This window comes from Trebonia sp., from assembly GCF_049794275.1.
GTDB lineage: Bacteria > Actinomycetota > Actinomycetes > Streptosporangiales > Streptosporangiaceae > Trebonia.
In genome coordinates this window covers 1-14,880 of the sequence record NZ_JBARCR010000250.1, presented here as the reverse complement: position 1 = coordinate 14,880, position 14,880 = coordinate 1, and the positions used below count along the sequence as shown (strand labels likewise).

Sequence of the window (14,880 nt, the reverse complement as noted above, 5' to 3'; positions counted from 1 at the left end):
GGCGTCCTGGCGTACGAGATCGTGCACAGCGACCACTTCTCCGGCGGGCGCGATGGGTATCCGGCCGATGTGCCAGCCCAGGGCCGGCACCGCGGTTCCGGCGGCTCCTCCGACCTCGCGCAACTCTCCGACCTGCACGACCGCGGCGTGATCAGCGACGCGGAGTTCGAGCGGGGAAAGGAGAAGATCCTGCAGTAAAGGCCGCCGCAGCGCTGTTCAGCGTGCCAGCGCCCGGGCGACCTGTGCGATGCCCTGACCCCAGGCGGTGATCTGCCCGGCGGGCAGGTACGACGCACCGGAGGATGTGTGGTCGGCCATGGGGGCGGCGACGAACCGCTCCCGGCCGGCCGGGTCGATGAAGTAGACGGCGGAGGTGTGCACGATGTCGGCGTCCGGGCTGGGCGCCTGCACCGTGATCTCGTAGCCGTTCCATACCTCGCGCAGGTCCGGGACCGGCCCAGTGAAGAAGTGCCAGTCGGGGATCGTGATCAGCCGCTGCTCGCGGGAGTAGGCCATCATGTCGGAGACCGCGGCGTGGTACTGGTTCACGTTGACGGCGGCGAACACGACCTGGCCGGCCAGCGGGCCGAGGTCGTGGTAGGCGTCGACGTACTCTTGCGAGACGATCGGGCAGATGTCGGTGCAGTGCGGGTCCATGAACTCCAGCACCACGACCTTGCCGCGCAGCGATGACAAGGACAGCGGGCGCCCGTTCTGGTCGGTGAGCGTGAACCCCGGCGCGGAGCGCGCCGGGACCGGGGACAGGCCCATCAGGTTGATCTGCGCGTCGCTGACGATGGCCGGGATTCCTGACGGGCGGGCCACCTGCGGCCCGCCGCGGGCACGCATGACGGCGAAGACCGTCACGACTGCCGCCCCGGCCAGGATCACCGCGGCCAGGCTGGCCAGGAATCCCCGCCGCTCACGCATACCCGGCAGCATAGGCCGCCGCGCGCCGGCGGGCCGCCGCAGCCGGGATGACAAGTTTGTCATCTTCGCCGCGGCTGACGCTATTCGAAGCGGATTGCCGAGGGTGCCGTCATCGTGCGGAGCAGCGGCAGCGTCAGCGTGATGACCCCGAAGGCGACCGCGAGCCCGATGCCCATGATCGTGTAGTAGTCCCGGCCGAGCTGCGGAATCGCGGTGCCGGCCGGCGCGAGCCTGAGGACCGCCATGACGGAGGTCCAGTAGGCGATGCCGGCCGCGACCACGGTGGCGGCCACCAGCGGCACCGCCGCCTCGAGCAGGACCACCCGCGACAGCACGCCCACCGGGGTGCCGCTGACCCGGAGCAGGGTGAACGGCCGCTTCCTGTCGACGAGCCCGCCGCCGACGGTGACCGCGAGGCTGCAGCCGGCCACGATCAGCGTGAGCGCGACCGCCGCGTACAGGATCTTCTCGAACGTGGCGGCCCGGGCGGTCCTGATCTGGAGCGTCTCGCCGAACGTCCGCGGCGGCGTCGGCGAGTCATCGGGGTTGCCGCCGACCCGCGGCGGCGCGTGGACGGCCAGGTAGGTGCGGACCCGCTCGAGCGTCGCGGGGCTGTTCACCGTGACGAGGACTGTCTGCACCGGCAGCGCCGTCAGGTTGCCGGTGTACGCCGGGGAAGTGGCGCCGGCGATCGGCTTGTCGCTGTAGCGCGGGTTGTCGTCGAAGAGGGCGTTCGTTCGGAAATTCAAAATCCCTTATCCCGAACGAACGGTGCTGTCTCTGACCGCCGTATTGCCCTCGCGTCAGGGTCACATGCCCGCCGCTGCCCCGATTACCGCGAGGCAGGCCGGCGTGGCGACGATCCCAGCGATGATCAGCCATGCGACTCGGTTGCCGAAGTTGAGCGTCCACCCGGCGCCGAAGCGGGCGGCGACCATGATGGCGGGATCGTCGCGGTTGACGTAGAACAGGCCGGCTTTCCACAATCGGTCGTCGTCCCGGTCGGTTCCGGTTGCCAGCGCCAGGCCGCGCACGTTGCCGTTCAGCCGCGACCCGCCCTGGCCCGAACGCGCGGCGACGGTCGCCAGCAGCACCAGGCCGGCCGCGACCGGCAGTATCGCCAGGGCCTGGACGGCGCCGGAAGGCCGGTAGACCTGCCAGATGCCCAGGGCGATCAGCAGCAGGGTGGTGTCGACCAGCGCGGCCATGATCAGCAGGGCCCGGGCGAAGGCGGCGAGGAAGCGGCGGTAGCGCAGCGTCGACGCCGCGGGATCGGCCGCCTCGATGTCGGGCCGGGAGCGGTAGATGATCAGCATGATCCCGGTCCACTGGGCTGTGACGTACAGCTGGAAGGCCACCAGCAAGGCGCTGACGGCAGACTTGGACACCCGGTGACCAGAGGTGGTGACGATGTGGGCAGGCAGGCCGGGGTAGCGCAGCGCGCCGACGGCGATGGTCGCCGCGATGACGGCCAGGGCGGGTACCAGCCAGCGCAGCGGAAAGCGGGGCGGATCGGTGCGCCAGCTGGTGTCGGTCACGACCGTCTGCCGCAGGCCCGCGAACCACTCGTCCTTGTTCTTGACCGCGGCGATCTTCCGCTGCGCGATCCGGAAGCAGCAGAAGCCCGCGGCCATTTCCGGCACCAGGATGATCCTGGTCAGCCACCATGACCCGTGGCCCGCAATCGCCACCGCGACGGCGGTACAGCAGAGGCCGATGGCCGCGGTCCGCCAGTAGTAGGCGCGCCGTTCCCGCTTGATGACCGGCGCGCCCGCCCGTGCACGGGGAACGCGGACCCCGAACGGCAGGGTCGGCCGGCTCACCGCGGGCGCCGAGCATATCGCCATCCCGACGATCAGGACGGGGAGGATCCCGGCCAGGCTCGCGGCTCTCACGGCGGGCTCCCGCTTCCGTTCCCCGCCGCTGCCGCGGCGGGGAAGGCGAAATCCGCCACGGCATCCTGGCATTCGCCGGCGATATCGGTGGCCGGCATCCCCTGGGCGGCGGCCTCGGCGAGCAGCGTCCGCAGTCGGCCCGTCCAGTCCTCGGCCCAGCCTGGATCCGGCGGTCCGCTGCTGGCGTCGCGGCGCACCACCGCGCCGGACTTCCGGCCGAGCCGCAACAGGCCCTCCTGCCGCAGCAGGTCGTAGGCCTTGTTCACGGTGTGGAAGTTGACTCCCAGGTCGACCGCCAGCTGCCGGGTGGACGGCAGCGCGGAGCCGGCCGGCTGCCGGCCGCCCGCGATCGCCTCCACGATCCGGTCCCTGATCTGCTGGTAGATAGGCACGGGACCATCTGGTTCGATGCTGAGCAGCACCACGCCTCCCGGGATCTCGGTGACCGCCGCCGCGCTCATCGCTGGCTCTCCTAGCCGTAGGCAGCGCCCCGCCCGATGGCATCTGTGCTATTAGTTGTAGAACAATTACCCAACGCTGTCAAACGCTCGCCTACGGCAGGGCGGCTTGTTGACACCTAATCCATCTGTTCTATAAGTTGTATAACAGATGCGAAGCGACTACTACCGCGCCGCTGTTCGCGACGGGCGGGGAGGTGTCAATGATGACCAGCGCCTGGTCAGCCGGGAAAGCAATCGTGTTCGGGGGCGTGGTTGCCCTGGCGATGGAGCTAGCGGCGTGTTCGTCGGCGCAGTCGCCCGGGTCCGCTGCGTCGGAGGGCACTGCCGCTGGGGGCACTGCCCCCCACGGCACTGCCGCTGAGGGCACTGCCGTGGGGGGCAGCCGGCCGGTTGTCTCCGTGCCCGGGATGTCCTGCGCGTGGCCGACGGAGCTAAGCGCGCAGACGGACAACGTAGCGTTCCCTGATGCGGCAGAGGAAATATTCGGCCAACCGATCGTGGCGTCCGCGGGCACCCGGATCGTCCTAGCGGGCCGCTTCCCTGACGCCCGCTACGTCTCGGTCCAGGTTTACACGCCTGACGGTGTCGGCGCGTCGCTGACCGATTACCGGATCGCCCCGCAGCCCGGCAGCCTGAATCCCTGGCAGCGGCAGGGCCTGCCCGGCGGCCGGTTCACGGTGACCCTGCGCTCGGATTCCGCACCGGGCCAGCCCAACACGCTGCCGCTGCCTGTCGGCACCACAAGCCAGCACACGGGTTATCTCGTCTACCGGGTCTACCTGCCGGCCGGGGGTGCGTCGGCTGTGCCGGTTCCGGTGCTGACGGTGGACCAGGGAGGCGTGTCACGCGTGCTTCCCGCCTGCCCTAGCCGCAACGCCGCCGTGACCTTCCCGGCGGTAAGCGGCTCAGGATCGAGTACAGCACCGCCGCCCGAGCTGGAGTTCTTCAAGCCCGCGCAGAGCACATTCAACAACGGGGGGCTCGCCAACGTCGACACCTCCTACCTCCTGGCCTACCTGGCCCGCCCGCCAGCGGCCGACGTCGTCGTCGTCACCGCCAAAGCGCCGACGTTCGCGCCTGGTAGCCATCCGTCGCCCTGGCCGGCCCGGGGGGAGGGCGTCCGCTACTGGTCGATGTGCGTCGGGGTGCTCATCCGCTCTGTTCCGCTCGTCGCCAACGAGTTGCCGATGGGAGGGACCGACTACGGGTGCCGGGCCGACGAGGCGACCAGGCTGAACGCGGCCGGGGATTACACCTACGTGATCGGCAGCGAATCGCAGCGGGCCGCCATCAGCCGCGTCCCCGGCGTCACCTTCCTGCCCTTCTCCACCACCCACCCGGCTGGCCCGTACCTCCTGGGCCTGCGGAACGTGCTGGTCAGCACCTCATTCGCGCACTCGCCCCAGAACGTCACGCGGGCCGAAGACCCGGCGGCCGCCGCGGCCGTCATGGGACCGTACTATCCGCGCGCGGCGGTCTGCCCGCTGTCGACCCTCACGGCCCACGGCCCGCGGGCATGCCAGGGAAACAACTCGTAAGGAAGGTGAAGAGAACGGTGCCAGCAATGCTCAGAGTGACTCACGTAACCTCCGGCGTGGAGCTCAGGCGCGGCGAGTTCGAGATCGCGGTCGACGGCAAGATCGTCGGCTCGGTTAAGCACGGTGAGACGGTCGAAACGCCGCTCGAGCCTGGACGTCACACCCTGCGGATACGGAAAGGCCGGTACTCGAGCCGAGACTGCTCCTTCGATGCGGCCGACGGTGAAATCGTCAGCTTCCGCTGTAGCGGGGCCATCTTCTGGCCGAGATACGTCGCGTCCCTGGTCAAGGCGGATCTAGGGATCTTGCTCAAGCGGGATAAGGCAGGCTGAAGTGAGCGGTGACTCCGCGGTGTATCAAGGCCTGGACGGAACAGGAGCGGCCCGAACCGGACAGGCTGCCCGGAGGCTGCCGCCGGCGCCGGGGGTGTCCGCGGCCATCGAGGTCAGCCGCCTGACCAAGGTTTTCGGCGGGCGCACCGCCGTATCCGACGTGTCGTTCAGTGTGGCGGGCGGCGAGGTGTTCGGGTTCCTGGGGCCGAACGGGGCGGGCAAGACGACGACGGTGCGGATCCTGGCCACGCTGATCTCGCCGACGTCCGGCTCGGCTTTGGTGGCGGGCATCCCGGTGGGGCCGGATGGCGCGGTGGAGATCCGGCAGCGGATCGCGGTCATGCCGGAGTCTCCGGGACTTTACCAGCGGCTGACCGTGACCGAGAACCTGGAGTACTTCGCGCGCCTGTACGGCCTGCCGCGACGATCGGCGCGGATAGCGGAGGCGCTGGCTGCGGTAGGCCTGGCCGACCGGGCGCACGACCTGGCCTGGAGCCTGTCCAAGGGCCTGCGACAGCGGGCGGCGCTGGCCAGGGCGCTGCTGAACGACCCGGCGATCATGTTCCTTGACGAGCCGACCTCGGGGCTCGACCCGGTGGCGGCGCACGAGGTGCACGGCCTGATCGCTGGGTTGCGCGACCGCGGGGTCACGGTTTTCCTTACCACCCACCGGCTGGAGGAGGCGGAGCGGCTGTGCGACCGGGTGGCGATCATGAGCACCAGCCTGCGGACCATCGGCCGGCCCGATGACCTGCGGCGGGAGCTGTTCACCACGTCGCTGGGCGTCACGGTCGCCGCCGCGCTGCGGGAGCCCAACCGGGTCTTCGGCGGCCTGCCGTCCGTGCAGGGGTGGAAAGCCGCCGGTCCGCCGGGCAGCGGCCCGGCGGACTATGCGCTGACCGTGTCGGACGTGGCGCAGGCGGCGCCTGCGGTGACCCGCGCGCTGGTCGCCGCCGGGGCCGACGTGCTGTCGATCGCCGAATCGAGGCACACGCTTGAGGACGTCTACCTCGAGCTGATCGGTGACGAAGAAGGGGGGCCCCGGTGAGCGCGAGCATCGCCCGCGTCGGCGCGGTCATCCACAAGGAACTCGCGGAGTTCCGGCGCAACCGGCTCATCGCCACCACGGCGGCCGTACTGCCGGTGGTGTTCCTGATCGGCCCCACCGCGTCGATTCTCGACATCAAGGCAGGGGCGCTGAGCGCGACGCTGGACACTCGGGTCGAGTATTCGCTGTTCCTGCCGTTGCTGGTCCCGGTGTTCGTGCCCTCGATCATGAGCGCCTACTCGGTGGTCGGGGAGCGCGAGCAGGGCACCCTGGAGCCAGTGCTGACCACGCCGATCAGGCGGGCCGAGCTGCTCATCGGCAAGGCCACGGCGATCTTCCTGCCCTCGGCCGCCCTCGGCTACGTGATCTTCGGCGTCTTCGTGGCGATCACGCAGCTCGCCGCCAGCCCGCCGGTAGCCGCTGCGGTGCGGCACGCTCCGCAGTTGCCCGCCGCGCTGGTGTTCATCCCGCTGCTGGCCGCCTGGGCGATCTGGGTCGGCCTGGCGATCTCGGCTCGAGTCAGCGACACCCGCGTTGCGCAGCAGCTGTCCATCCTGGGTAGCCTGCCCCCGGTGGCGCTGGCCGCGTTGATGCAGTTCAAGGTGATAAGCCCAACGTTTGGCCTGGTCGCTGCCCTGGCCGGCGGCCTGCTGGCCGTTGACTGCGCCGCTTGCCTGGCGGTGGCCCGGCTATTCGACCGCGAGCGCCTCATCACCGGGACCAGGCCCGGCAGGCTCAACGAGAAGGAGACTTAAGGTGTAGGCAACGCTCAAGGTGACGCATAAAGTAATCGGCGCTGAGGTCCGCCGTGGCACGTTCGATGTCTTGGTTTGACGGTAGGCGTGCCAGGTCGCGCGACGCACATCCCCGAGCTGATGCACAGACCGGTATCGACCCGGACCCGCCAGGTCACGGGTTGCCCCCCTCAACTGTGGACCGTACGTCCGGAACGAGCCCCTAGACCATCCCCCTGACGGTCAGAAGGAGCTAACTCTCGCGCGCCAGCGGCAGGTGCTACTCGAAGCGGACGTTGCCGGGGGATGTCATGCGGCGCAGCAGCGGCAGCGTTACCACGATCACGCCGAAGGCGACGGCCAGGCCGATGCCCATCAGCGCGTAATAGTCCGACCCGAGCTGCGGGATCGCCGTCCCGGCCGGCGCGAGCCGGACGAACGCCAGGATCGACGTCCCGTAGGCGATCCCCGCGGCCACCACGGTGGCGGCCAGCAAGGGGACTGCCGCTTCCAGCATGACGACGCGGGACAGCACGCCGACCTGGGTGCCGCTCACCCGCAGCAGGGTGAACGGGCGCTTGCGGTCGACCAGCCCGCCGCCGACCGCGACCGCGAGGCTGCACCCGGCCACGATCAGGGTGAGCGCGACGGCGGCGTACACGATCTTCTCGAGCGTGGCCGCGCGGTCGAGCCGTATCTGGAGCGTCTCGCCGAACGTCCGCGGCGGCGTCGGCGCCGAACCCTGGCCGCCGGCCGGCTGCGGCGCGGTGTTGACGGTCAGGTACGTGCGGACCCGCTCCAGCGTGGCCGGGCTGTTGACCCGGACCATGACTGTCTGCAGCGGCAGGCTGGACAGGTTGCCCGTATAGGCGGTGTTGGCCGAGTCGACGAACGGCTTGGTGTTGTACATCGGGTTGTCGTCGAACAGGCCGGAGTCGCTCGCCTGTACGGCCCGCAGGCCCGGTGCGCACTGGCCGAGCACCGCGAGCTCGCGCATCACCGCGCAGCTGACCGCTGTGTCACCCGGTCCGAGGCCCGGCCCGACGCTCCCGTTTCCGCCCGCCAGCGAATACAGCGGGTACACCGTGGCGCCCGGGATCGCGCTCAGCCCGCTGATCAGCTGTGCCCCCGCGTGCGGGTCGAGTCCCACCGGGGCAAGCAGCACGTTGCTGAGTGACGCGTTGGCCGGGCTCGCTTCCGTCGAGTTCACCGCGGGCACCAGGGTGCCCACCATCGTGCCGAGGAAAACGGCGAGCACGAGTCCGGTCACCGCGCGGAAGGCTGTCTTCGGGTTGTCGGCAAGCCGCCGGGTCGCCAGCAGGGCCGACGATCCAGGGGTGAGCCGGCCGAACAGCCGTGACGCGGCCGAGGTGAGCCACGGGCCGGCGATCACCAGGCCGATCATCGTGAGCAGCAGGCCCGGGTAGGCCGGCGCGCCGATCGACGCGTGCGTGGTCTTCGACAGCCCGTACACGTACAGCCCCACGCCCGCCACCAGGACGCTCAGCCGCCAGAAGGTCGGCGGCTTCCGCTTGGCGCGCCGGCTGACGCCAAGCGGCGAGATCTGCACCCGGCGCAGCGACAGCAGCGCGGCGATGGCCGCGACGACCGGGACGCCGACGAGTATCCCGAGGTATCCCCAGCTGGTCGGCGTCAGGTCCGACTCGAAGTACCGCGTGCCGACCAGCGCCGCGTCGGCGAGCGCCGGCCGCACCAGCAGGAACACCGCGATCCCCAGCACAGCCCCGCAGAACGCGCTCACCACCGATTCGACCGACGCGATCACCCGGATGTCGCCGGGTGTCCCGCCGACCAGGCGGAGCGCGGCGAACCGCTCCTCGCGCCGGTCGGCGGCGAGCCGGGTGGCGGTGCTGATCAGCACCAGCATGGGGAACAGCACGGCGAGTACGCCGATCCCGAACGCGTAGCGGAAGAACGGGGTGAACACCTCGGACGCCGGCGCGGTCGAGATGGAGGTGACCCACTGGGTGCCAGGGACCGGGCCCCCCTTGCTGGCTGCGGGGCTGCCGGGGAGCGCGGTGAGCTCGGCCGGCGTGTACCCGATGTAGATCACCAGGTCGTTGGCCCCGTTGAGCGCGGCGTCGCCGATCGTTCCCGCCAGGTGTCCGGGGAAGCGGTCGCCCAGCTCGTCGGCGGGCACCGTCGCCAGCAAGGCGGCCAGCGCCGGCGAGGCGTAGTACTCACCGGGCGCCGGGAGCCTCGTGATACCGGGCGGCACCGGCGCGCCGGCGCCCAGCGGCGCGACGTCCAGCCGGGTGATCGTCTGGCCCTGGTAGAAGTCCACGCTGTCGTTCCACAGCTCGCCGTGCGACGGCAGCGGCGAGGGCACCGGCTGGCCTGTCGTGCAGGACCAGCAGGCCTGGCTGGCATTGGCCTGGAAGGCGTGGTACTCGGCGAGCACGCCGAGCAGCAGCGCGACGCCGACCGCGACCGCCGCGGCGGTGATCACGAGGCGGACCATCGCCTCCCGGCCGCTGCGCAGGGTGAGCTGCAGGCCGAGGCGTACCATCACCGGGCCGCCTTCGCCGCCGCGACCTGGTCGGCGACCTCGCCGAGGTCTCCCGACACCAGCCCGTCGCGCACCATCAGCACGCGGTCAGCGTACGCGGCGACCCGGGTGTCGTGCGTGACGATAACCACCGTGGCGCCCGCCTCGCGGGCCAGCCCGGTCAGCAGGTCCATGACCTTCTCGCCGGTCAGCGAGTCCAGCGAGCCGGTCGGCTCGTCCGCGAAGATCACCGTCGGGGCCAGCGCGAGCGCCCTGGCGACCGCCACCCGTTGCGCCTCGCCGCCGGACAGCTCGCCGGTCCTGTTGGCGATCTTGTCCCCGATGCCCAGCCGGTCCAGCCAGGTCTCGGCGGTCGTGTACGCGGCGTGCCGCCGCATGCGGTTGAGCAGCAGCGGCAGCGCCACGTTGTCCGTCGTGGTGAGCTCGGGCACGAGCTGCCCGAACTGGAACACGAAGCCGAACGCGGTCCTGCGCAGCTTCGTGCGCTCGTTTTCGCCTAGCGTGTCGAGGCGCCGCCCGTCGAACCACACCTCGCCTTGGTCGGGTGCGAAGATGCCGGCCAGGCAGTGCAGCAGGGTTGACTTGCCGGATCCGCTCGGCCCCATGATCGCCAGGATCTCGCCCGGGCTGACGGTGACGCTCGCGCCGCGCAGGGCCGGGGTCCGGCCGAAGGATTTGATGACATCGCGGGCCTCGATCAGATACGGCCGCGTCGCGACAGGACTGTTCATCGCTCTCCTTCGCCTGAGGCGGAACCCCGAAGACCACTCATCCGCGAATATACACTGAGTGTATACGCTACGCAAGTAATAGTCGGAACGGGCCCGTGGTGACCGCGGCCCGTGGTGACTGCGGAACGCCATGTCAGTGGCCGTGTCAGGGGCGTGACAGGCGGCTGTCAGCCCCGACGGCGACGGTGGACGCATGAGAACTTCGGATATCGCAGTTTCGGGACTTCGGAAGGCCTTCGGGGACAAGGTCGTGCTCGACGGCATCGACTTCGACGTCGCCGCGGGATCGGTTTTCTCCATGCTCGGCCCGAACGGCGCGGGCAAGACGACCACGGTGAACGTCCTGACGACATTGCTGAAGGCCGACGCGGGAACGGTGCGCGTCGGCGGCCGCGACGTGGCGACCGAGACCAAAGAGGTGCGCGCGGCCATCGGCGTGACCGGTCAGTTCGCCGCGGTGGACGAGCTGCTGACGGGCCGGGAGAACCTGCGGCTGATGGCGGACCTGAAGCGGGTGCGCTCCGCTGGCCAGGTGGTCAACGGGCTGCTGGAGCGGTTCGACCTGACGGAATCGGCGGACAAGCTGGCGTCCACCTACTCCGGTGGCATGCGCCGGAAGCTGGACCTGGCGATGACGCTGGTCGGCAGCCCGCGGATCATCTTCCTCGACGAGCCGACCACCGGGCTGGACCCGCGCAGCAGGCGCACGATGTGGCAGATCGTCCGCGAGCTGGTAGCCGACGGCACCACCATCTTCCTCACCACCCAGTACCTCGAGGAAGCCGACCACCTCGCCGACCGGATCGCGGTGCTCGACCAGGGCCGCCTGGTCGCCCAGGGCAGCCCGGGGGAGCTCAAGCGCCAGATCCCCGGCAGTCACGTCCGGCTCCGGTTCACCAGCGTCCGCGAACTCGACGCGGCGGCGCGGCTCCTGGCCGGCGCCACGCGAGATGACGAGAACCTGACCTTGCGGGTTCCCGGCGACGGCGGGGTGAAATCGCTGCAGGCCCTGCTGGGCCTGCTCACTGACCACTCGATCGATGCCGAAGAGCTCTCCGTGCACACGCCGGATCTCGATGACGTCTTCCTCGCCCTGACCGGGCGGGCGAACATGGAGGTGAACGCATAATGAGCACCGACGCCCTGATCATGCTGCGGCGTAACTTCAAGCACACCGCCCGGAACCCGGTCACCGTGTTCAACGCGGTCCTGCTCCCGGTCGTGATCATGCTGATGTTCGTGTACATGCTCGGGAACGCCTTCAGCGTCGGCGTCAAGTACATCGACTACGCGACGCCGGGCATGATCCTGCTGGCCGTGGCCTACGGTCTCGGGGCCACCGCGACCGAGGTGAATGACGACATGACGAAGGGAATCATCAACCGGTTCCGGGTCATGGACGTCTCTCGCGGCGCCGTGATGACAGGTCATGTCGTCGTCACCATGCTGCGCAGCCTGATATCCATCGCGGCCATCATCGGGGTGGCCTTCGGGCTGGGATTCCGCCCGTCCGCGAGTTTCGGCGACTGGCTCGCGGTGATCGGCATCGTCGTGGCGGCCTGTTTCGCGACCAGCTGGCTCACGGTCGCCATCGGACTGGCCGCGAAGACCCCCCAGTCGGCGGCCATGGCCACCGTGCCGTTGGTCCTGCTGCCGTTCTTCAGCAGCGCGATCGTGCCGGCCGCCACGATGGGACAAGGCGTACGGCAGTTCGCGGAGTACCAGCCCTTCACGCCGATTATCGAGTCACTGCGCGGGCTGCTGGCCGGATCGCCGTCAGCCGGCTACGTGATCGCCGCCCTCGCCTGGTGCGCCGGGATCGGCATCGTCGGGTACGTGTGGGCGGTTACCACCTTCAGGAAGCGAGTGTGACCTCCGCCAGCTGAGACCAGCTGACCCGTGTTCCCTCCCGGGCCGCCTCGGCGAACCGCGCGGCGCCGAGGCGGCTCCGCGCTGTCTGCTCGATCCGGGCCACGTCCGGCTGAGAGTAGTCCCGCAGCCCGCGCGCGGCGGTGCTCGCCGCGAGCAGTCGCACGGCCTGCTCGTACTCGCCGCGGCGCAGTGCCAGGTCCGCGACGCCGACGAGCGCCGTCGCGATCATCGGCGCGTGTCCCGCCGCGATCGCCGCCTCCCAGGCCGCCGCGCGGTGCGCCCGGGCCTCTCCGAGATCCTCGGCGAGGTAGCCGAGCAGGTCGTGCGTCACTACGCGGATTACTGCCTGCTTCGCTTCGTCGCCCAGCAGGGCCGCCGCGACGCCGAGTTGCTTGCGCGCCTCCGCCGCGTCGCCGCCCCACCGGGCGAGGTCCGCCTTCGAGAGGGCCAGTTCGGCCAGCGCGTCCGGCCAGGTGACCCGCTCCGCGTACCGCTGTGCCTCGGCGATGGCGGCCGCGCTGGCTGCCTCGTCGCCCAGCAGCCAGTACAGCTGCGCCTGCTGCGACCGCAACCGGATGACGTCCTCGGTGGAGCCGACCTCGGTGACGACCGCGATCGCCTGCTCGTAGTGCTCACACGCGGCGGCGAACTCGCCGCGCACGGCGATCCGGTCCGCGAGCTCGGTCAGGGCGAACGAGATCCCGAACCGCTCGCCCAGCGCCCGGAACTCGGCGAGCGCCGTCTCCAGGTACACGTCCGCTTCCCGGCCGCCCTGGCCGAGCATGATCCGCATCTTGCCAAGCTGCAGCCGGGCTATCGCACGCACCCAGGGATCCTGGTCGCTGAGCAGCAGTTCCCACGCGGTCAGCACCGCGTCCGGCGCCTGCAGCATGCGTTCCAGCGCGGCGACGACCCTTGGCGCCGGGTGGCGGAGCTGGCTGCCCTGGCTGAACCGGTACGCCTCGTGGATCCACACCGCCGCCTGGTGCTCGTCGCCCCGCCCAGCGCTGACGAACTGCACGAGCAGCCCGTACACCGTGGCCCGGGCCTCGTCGGTCACCTCGCCGGGCGCCTCGGTGGCCGCGGTGAGGAGCTCCATGCCTTCGGTTTTGTGCCCGCCGAGCCACCAGTACCAGCCCGCGCCCGCCGCGAGCCGCATCGCTGACTGCGCCTCGCCCGCCGCGAGCGCGCCGCGCATCGCCGCGCCGATGTTGTCGTGCTCGGCCTCGAGCGTGGCCAGCCAGTTCAGCTGGTCGGCGCGGCGCAGCTGCGGATCCGCGATCTCGGCGAGCTCAGTGAAGTAGGCCAGGTGCGCGTGGCGCGCCAGGTCCGCTTCCCCCGCCGCCGCGAGCCGCTGCCCGGCGTACTCCATGATCGTGCCGCTCATCCGGTAGTGCGGGGCGTTGCCGCCATCGTTGAGCAGCAGTGATTTCTCGGTCAGCGCGGTGAGCAGGTCGAGCACCTGATCCTGCTCGACCGCGTCGCCAGCGCAGACCCGTTCGGCCGCTTCCAGGCTCGCCCCGCCGGAGAACACCGAGAGCCTGCGCAGGACCATCCGCTCGGCGTCGGTGAGCAGCTCCCAGCTCCAGTCGACCATCGCGCGCAGCGTCCTGTGCCGCGGCAGCGCGGTCCGGCTGCCGCTGGTGAGCAGGCGGAACCGGTCGTCAAGCCGGCTGGCGAGCTGGTCGATGGACATGGTGCGCAGCCGGGCCGCGGCCAGCTCGATCGCCAGCGGCATCCCGTCAAGCGCCCGGCAGACGCGCGCCATCGTCGCCAGCGTGCTTGTGTCGGAGGCGAGGTCCCTGCGCACCTCGCCGGCCCGGTCCCGCAGCAGCTGAACGGCCGGTGATGACTCGATGTCGGCTGAGCCCGCGTCCTCCTCCGGCAGGGCCAGCGGCTCGACCACCCACAGCGCCTCTCCGGTGATGCCGAGCGGTTCCCTGCTCGTCGCCAGGATGCGCAGCCGCTGGCATTCCCCGAGCACCCGGTGCGCGAATACCGCCGCGGACTCGATCACGTGCTCGCAATTGTCCAGGATCAGCAGCGCCTCCCGCTCGCGGATCGCGGCGATGAGCCGGTCCGTCGGCTCCGCGTTCGAGGTTTCGCCAAGCAGGGCATCCCGGAGGCCGAGCGCGGTCAGCGTGGACTGCGCAATGTCACCGTCCGCGCCGATGGCGGCGAGGTCCACCAGCCAGGCCCCGTCCGGCAGGTCGCCGAGCAGCGTGCGCGCGGTCTCCGTGGCCAGCCTGGTCTTTCCCGAGCCGCCCGGCCCGATCAGGGTGGTGAGCCGGCGGGCGGCGATGAGCTCGCGGACCGCGCCGACATCGGCGTCCTTGCCGACGAAACTGGTCAGCTCGGCGCGCAGGTTGGTCTTCCTGGTTTCCTCCCGCCGCCCCAGCTCGCCCCGCAGCAGCGCGACGTGCAGCGCGGCCAGCTCAGGCGAAGGGTCGACGCCCAGCGCGTCGGCCAGGGCCTCCCTCGCGCGCTGGTACACCAGCAGCGCCTCGCTGTCGCGGCCGGCGGAGACGAGGGCGCGCATCAGCGCGGCGACGAGCCGTTCCCGTACCGGGTGCGCGGCCACCAGGTCGGACAGCTCGGTGACCAGCTCCGCGCCGCGCCCAAGGGTGATCTCCGCATCGGCCCGCTCCTCCGCGGCGGTCAGCCGCAGCTCCTCGAGCCGAATGACCGCGGCGTCGAACGCGGCGCTGTCGAGCAGGCCGACGTCCTGCATGGCCGCACCGCGCCACAGCTCGAGTGCCTCGCACAGCAGCCGCGCCCGCAGGGAAGCGTCCTCGGTGCGGGCCTGGCC

14 protein-coding genes are annotated in these 14,880 nt (G+C 70.7%); 7 read left to right on the top strand and 7 right to left on the bottom strand.

Translation table 11 applies throughout. The features are described from left to right. Positions 1-198: SHOCT domain-containing protein (locus WA805_RS07240; protein ID WP_425241948.1), on the top strand; the 198-nt coding region annotated here is incomplete at its 5' end. 18 nt (positions 199-216) lie between these two features. Here WA805_RS07240 and WA805_RS07235 read toward each other — a convergent pair. From WA805_RS07235 to WA805_RS07220, 4 genes are all read right to left on the bottom strand, one after another. Further along, a complete protein-coding gene (locus tag WA805_RS07235) occupies positions 217-930 on the bottom strand; it encodes an SCO family protein (RefSeq protein ID WP_422339394.1) in 714 nt (237 codons plus the stop codon). Positions 931-1,010: 80 nt separating this feature from the next. Continuing rightward, the gene (locus tag WA805_RS07230) at positions 1,011-1,679 is read right to left on the bottom strand and encodes an FtsX-like permease family protein (protein ID WP_425241947.1); all 669 of its coding nucleotides are present in this window, start codon (positions 1,677-1,679) and stop codon (positions 1,011-1,013) included. 60 nt (positions 1,680-1,739) lie between these two features. Continuing rightward, positions 1,740-2,825, bottom strand: coding sequence for a DUF1648 domain-containing protein (locus WA805_RS07225; RefSeq protein ID WP_422276313.1), 1,086 nt, complete (start codon positions 2,823-2,825; stop codon positions 1,740-1,742). Continuing rightward, entirely contained in the window at positions 2,822-3,286 is a 465-nt protein-coding gene (locus tag WA805_RS07220; protein ID WP_422276315.1) for a GntR family transcriptional regulator, read from the bottom strand. Before WA805_RS07220 ends, WA805_RS07225 begins: the two co-directional genes overlap by 4 nt. Before the next feature lie 371 nt (positions 3,287-3,657). Here WA805_RS07220 and WA805_RS07215 point away from each other — a divergent pair, with 371 nt between their 5' ends. The 4 genes from WA805_RS07215 to WA805_RS07200 are packed head-to-tail and all read left to right on the top strand — an operon-like array spanning position 3,658 to position 6,959. Next, complete coding sequence (locus WA805_RS07215) at positions 3,658-4,824, top strand: hypothetical protein (RefSeq protein ID WP_424562090.1); 1,167 nt, start codon at positions 3,658-3,660, stop codon at positions 4,822-4,824. A 35-nt stretch (positions 4,825-4,859) separates the two neighbouring features. Further along, complete coding sequence (locus WA805_RS07210) at positions 4,860-5,156, top strand: hypothetical protein (protein ID WP_422276319.1); 297 nt, start codon at positions 4,860-4,862, stop codon at positions 5,154-5,156. 1 nt (position 5,157) lies between these two features. Beyond that, positions 5,158-6,204 (top strand): ABC transporter ATP-binding protein, encoded by a 1,047-nt coding sequence (locus WA805_RS07205; RefSeq protein WP_422290498.1) that lies wholly within the window; start codon positions 5,158-5,160, stop codon positions 6,202-6,204. Next, positions 6,201-6,959 (top strand): ABC transporter permease, encoded by a 759-nt coding sequence (locus tag WA805_RS07200; protein ID WP_422276323.1) that lies wholly within the window; start codon positions 6,201-6,203, stop codon positions 6,957-6,959. The genes WA805_RS07205 and WA805_RS07200 overlap by 4 nt, the downstream gene beginning before the upstream one ends. A 259-nt stretch (positions 6,960-7,218) precedes the next feature. On the opposite strand, the gene WA805_RS07195 is transcribed toward WA805_RS07200, so the two are convergent. Continuing rightward, positions 7,219-9,468 (bottom strand): FtsX-like permease family protein, encoded by a 2,250-nt coding sequence (locus tag WA805_RS07195; protein ID WP_425241949.1) that lies wholly within the window; start codon positions 9,466-9,468, stop codon positions 7,219-7,221. Continuing rightward, positions 9,468-10,199 carry an ABC transporter ATP-binding protein gene (locus WA805_RS07190; protein WP_424562895.1) on the bottom strand — a complete coding sequence of 244 codons (732 nt, stop codon included), beginning with the start codon at positions 10,197-10,199 and terminating at the stop codon, positions 9,468-9,470. The genes WA805_RS07195 and WA805_RS07190 overlap by 1 nt, the downstream gene beginning before the upstream one ends. A gap of 193 nt (positions 10,200-10,392) precedes the next feature. Between WA805_RS07190 and WA805_RS07185 the strand changes: the two genes are divergently transcribed. Together WA805_RS07185 and WA805_RS07180 are read left to right on the top strand one after the other, a co-directional pair. After that, complete coding sequence (locus tag WA805_RS07185; RefSeq protein ID WP_425241946.1) at positions 10,393-11,328, top strand: ATP-binding cassette domain-containing protein; 936 nt, start codon at positions 10,393-10,395, stop codon at positions 11,326-11,328. Beyond that, entirely contained in the window at positions 11,328-12,071 is a 744-nt protein-coding gene (locus WA805_RS07180) for an ABC transporter permease (protein WP_422276329.1), read from the top strand. The genes WA805_RS07185 and WA805_RS07180 overlap by 1 nt, the downstream gene beginning before the upstream one ends. On the opposite strand, the gene WA805_RS07175 is transcribed toward WA805_RS07180, so the two are convergent. Continuing rightward, positions 12,055-14,880, bottom strand: a 2,826-nt coding sequence (locus tag WA805_RS07175) for an ATP-binding protein (RefSeq protein WP_425241945.1), incomplete at its 5' end; no start/stop codon positions are given. The two genes, WA805_RS07180 and WA805_RS07175, sit on opposite strands and share 17 nt — an antisense overlap.

Bases quoted from the DNA above. Each gene is read 5' to 3' on its own strand.
- WA805_RS07235 (WP_422339394.1), bottom strand. From the start codon at position 930: ATGCGTGAGCGGCGGGGATTCCTGGCCAGCCTGGCCGCGGTGATCCTG.
- WA805_RS07220 (WP_422276315.1), bottom strand. From the start codon at position 3,286: ATGAGCGCGGCGGCGGTCACCGAGATCCCGGGAGGCGTGGTGCTGCTC.
- WA805_RS07195 (WP_425241949.1), bottom strand. From the start codon at position 9,468: ATGGTACGCCTCGGCCTGCAGCTCACCCTGCGCAGCGGCCGGGAGGCG.
- WA805_RS07190 (WP_424562895.1), bottom strand. From the start codon at position 10,199: ATGAACAGTCCTGTCGCGACGCGGCCGTATCTGATCGAGGCCCGCGAT.
- WA805_RS07185 (WP_425241946.1), top strand. From the start codon at position 10,393: ATGAGAACTTCGGATATCGCAGTTTCGGGACTTCGGAAGGCCTTCGGG.
- WA805_RS07180 (WP_422276329.1), top strand. From the start codon at position 11,328: ATGAGCACCGACGCCCTGATCATGCTGCGGCGTAACTTCAAGCACACC.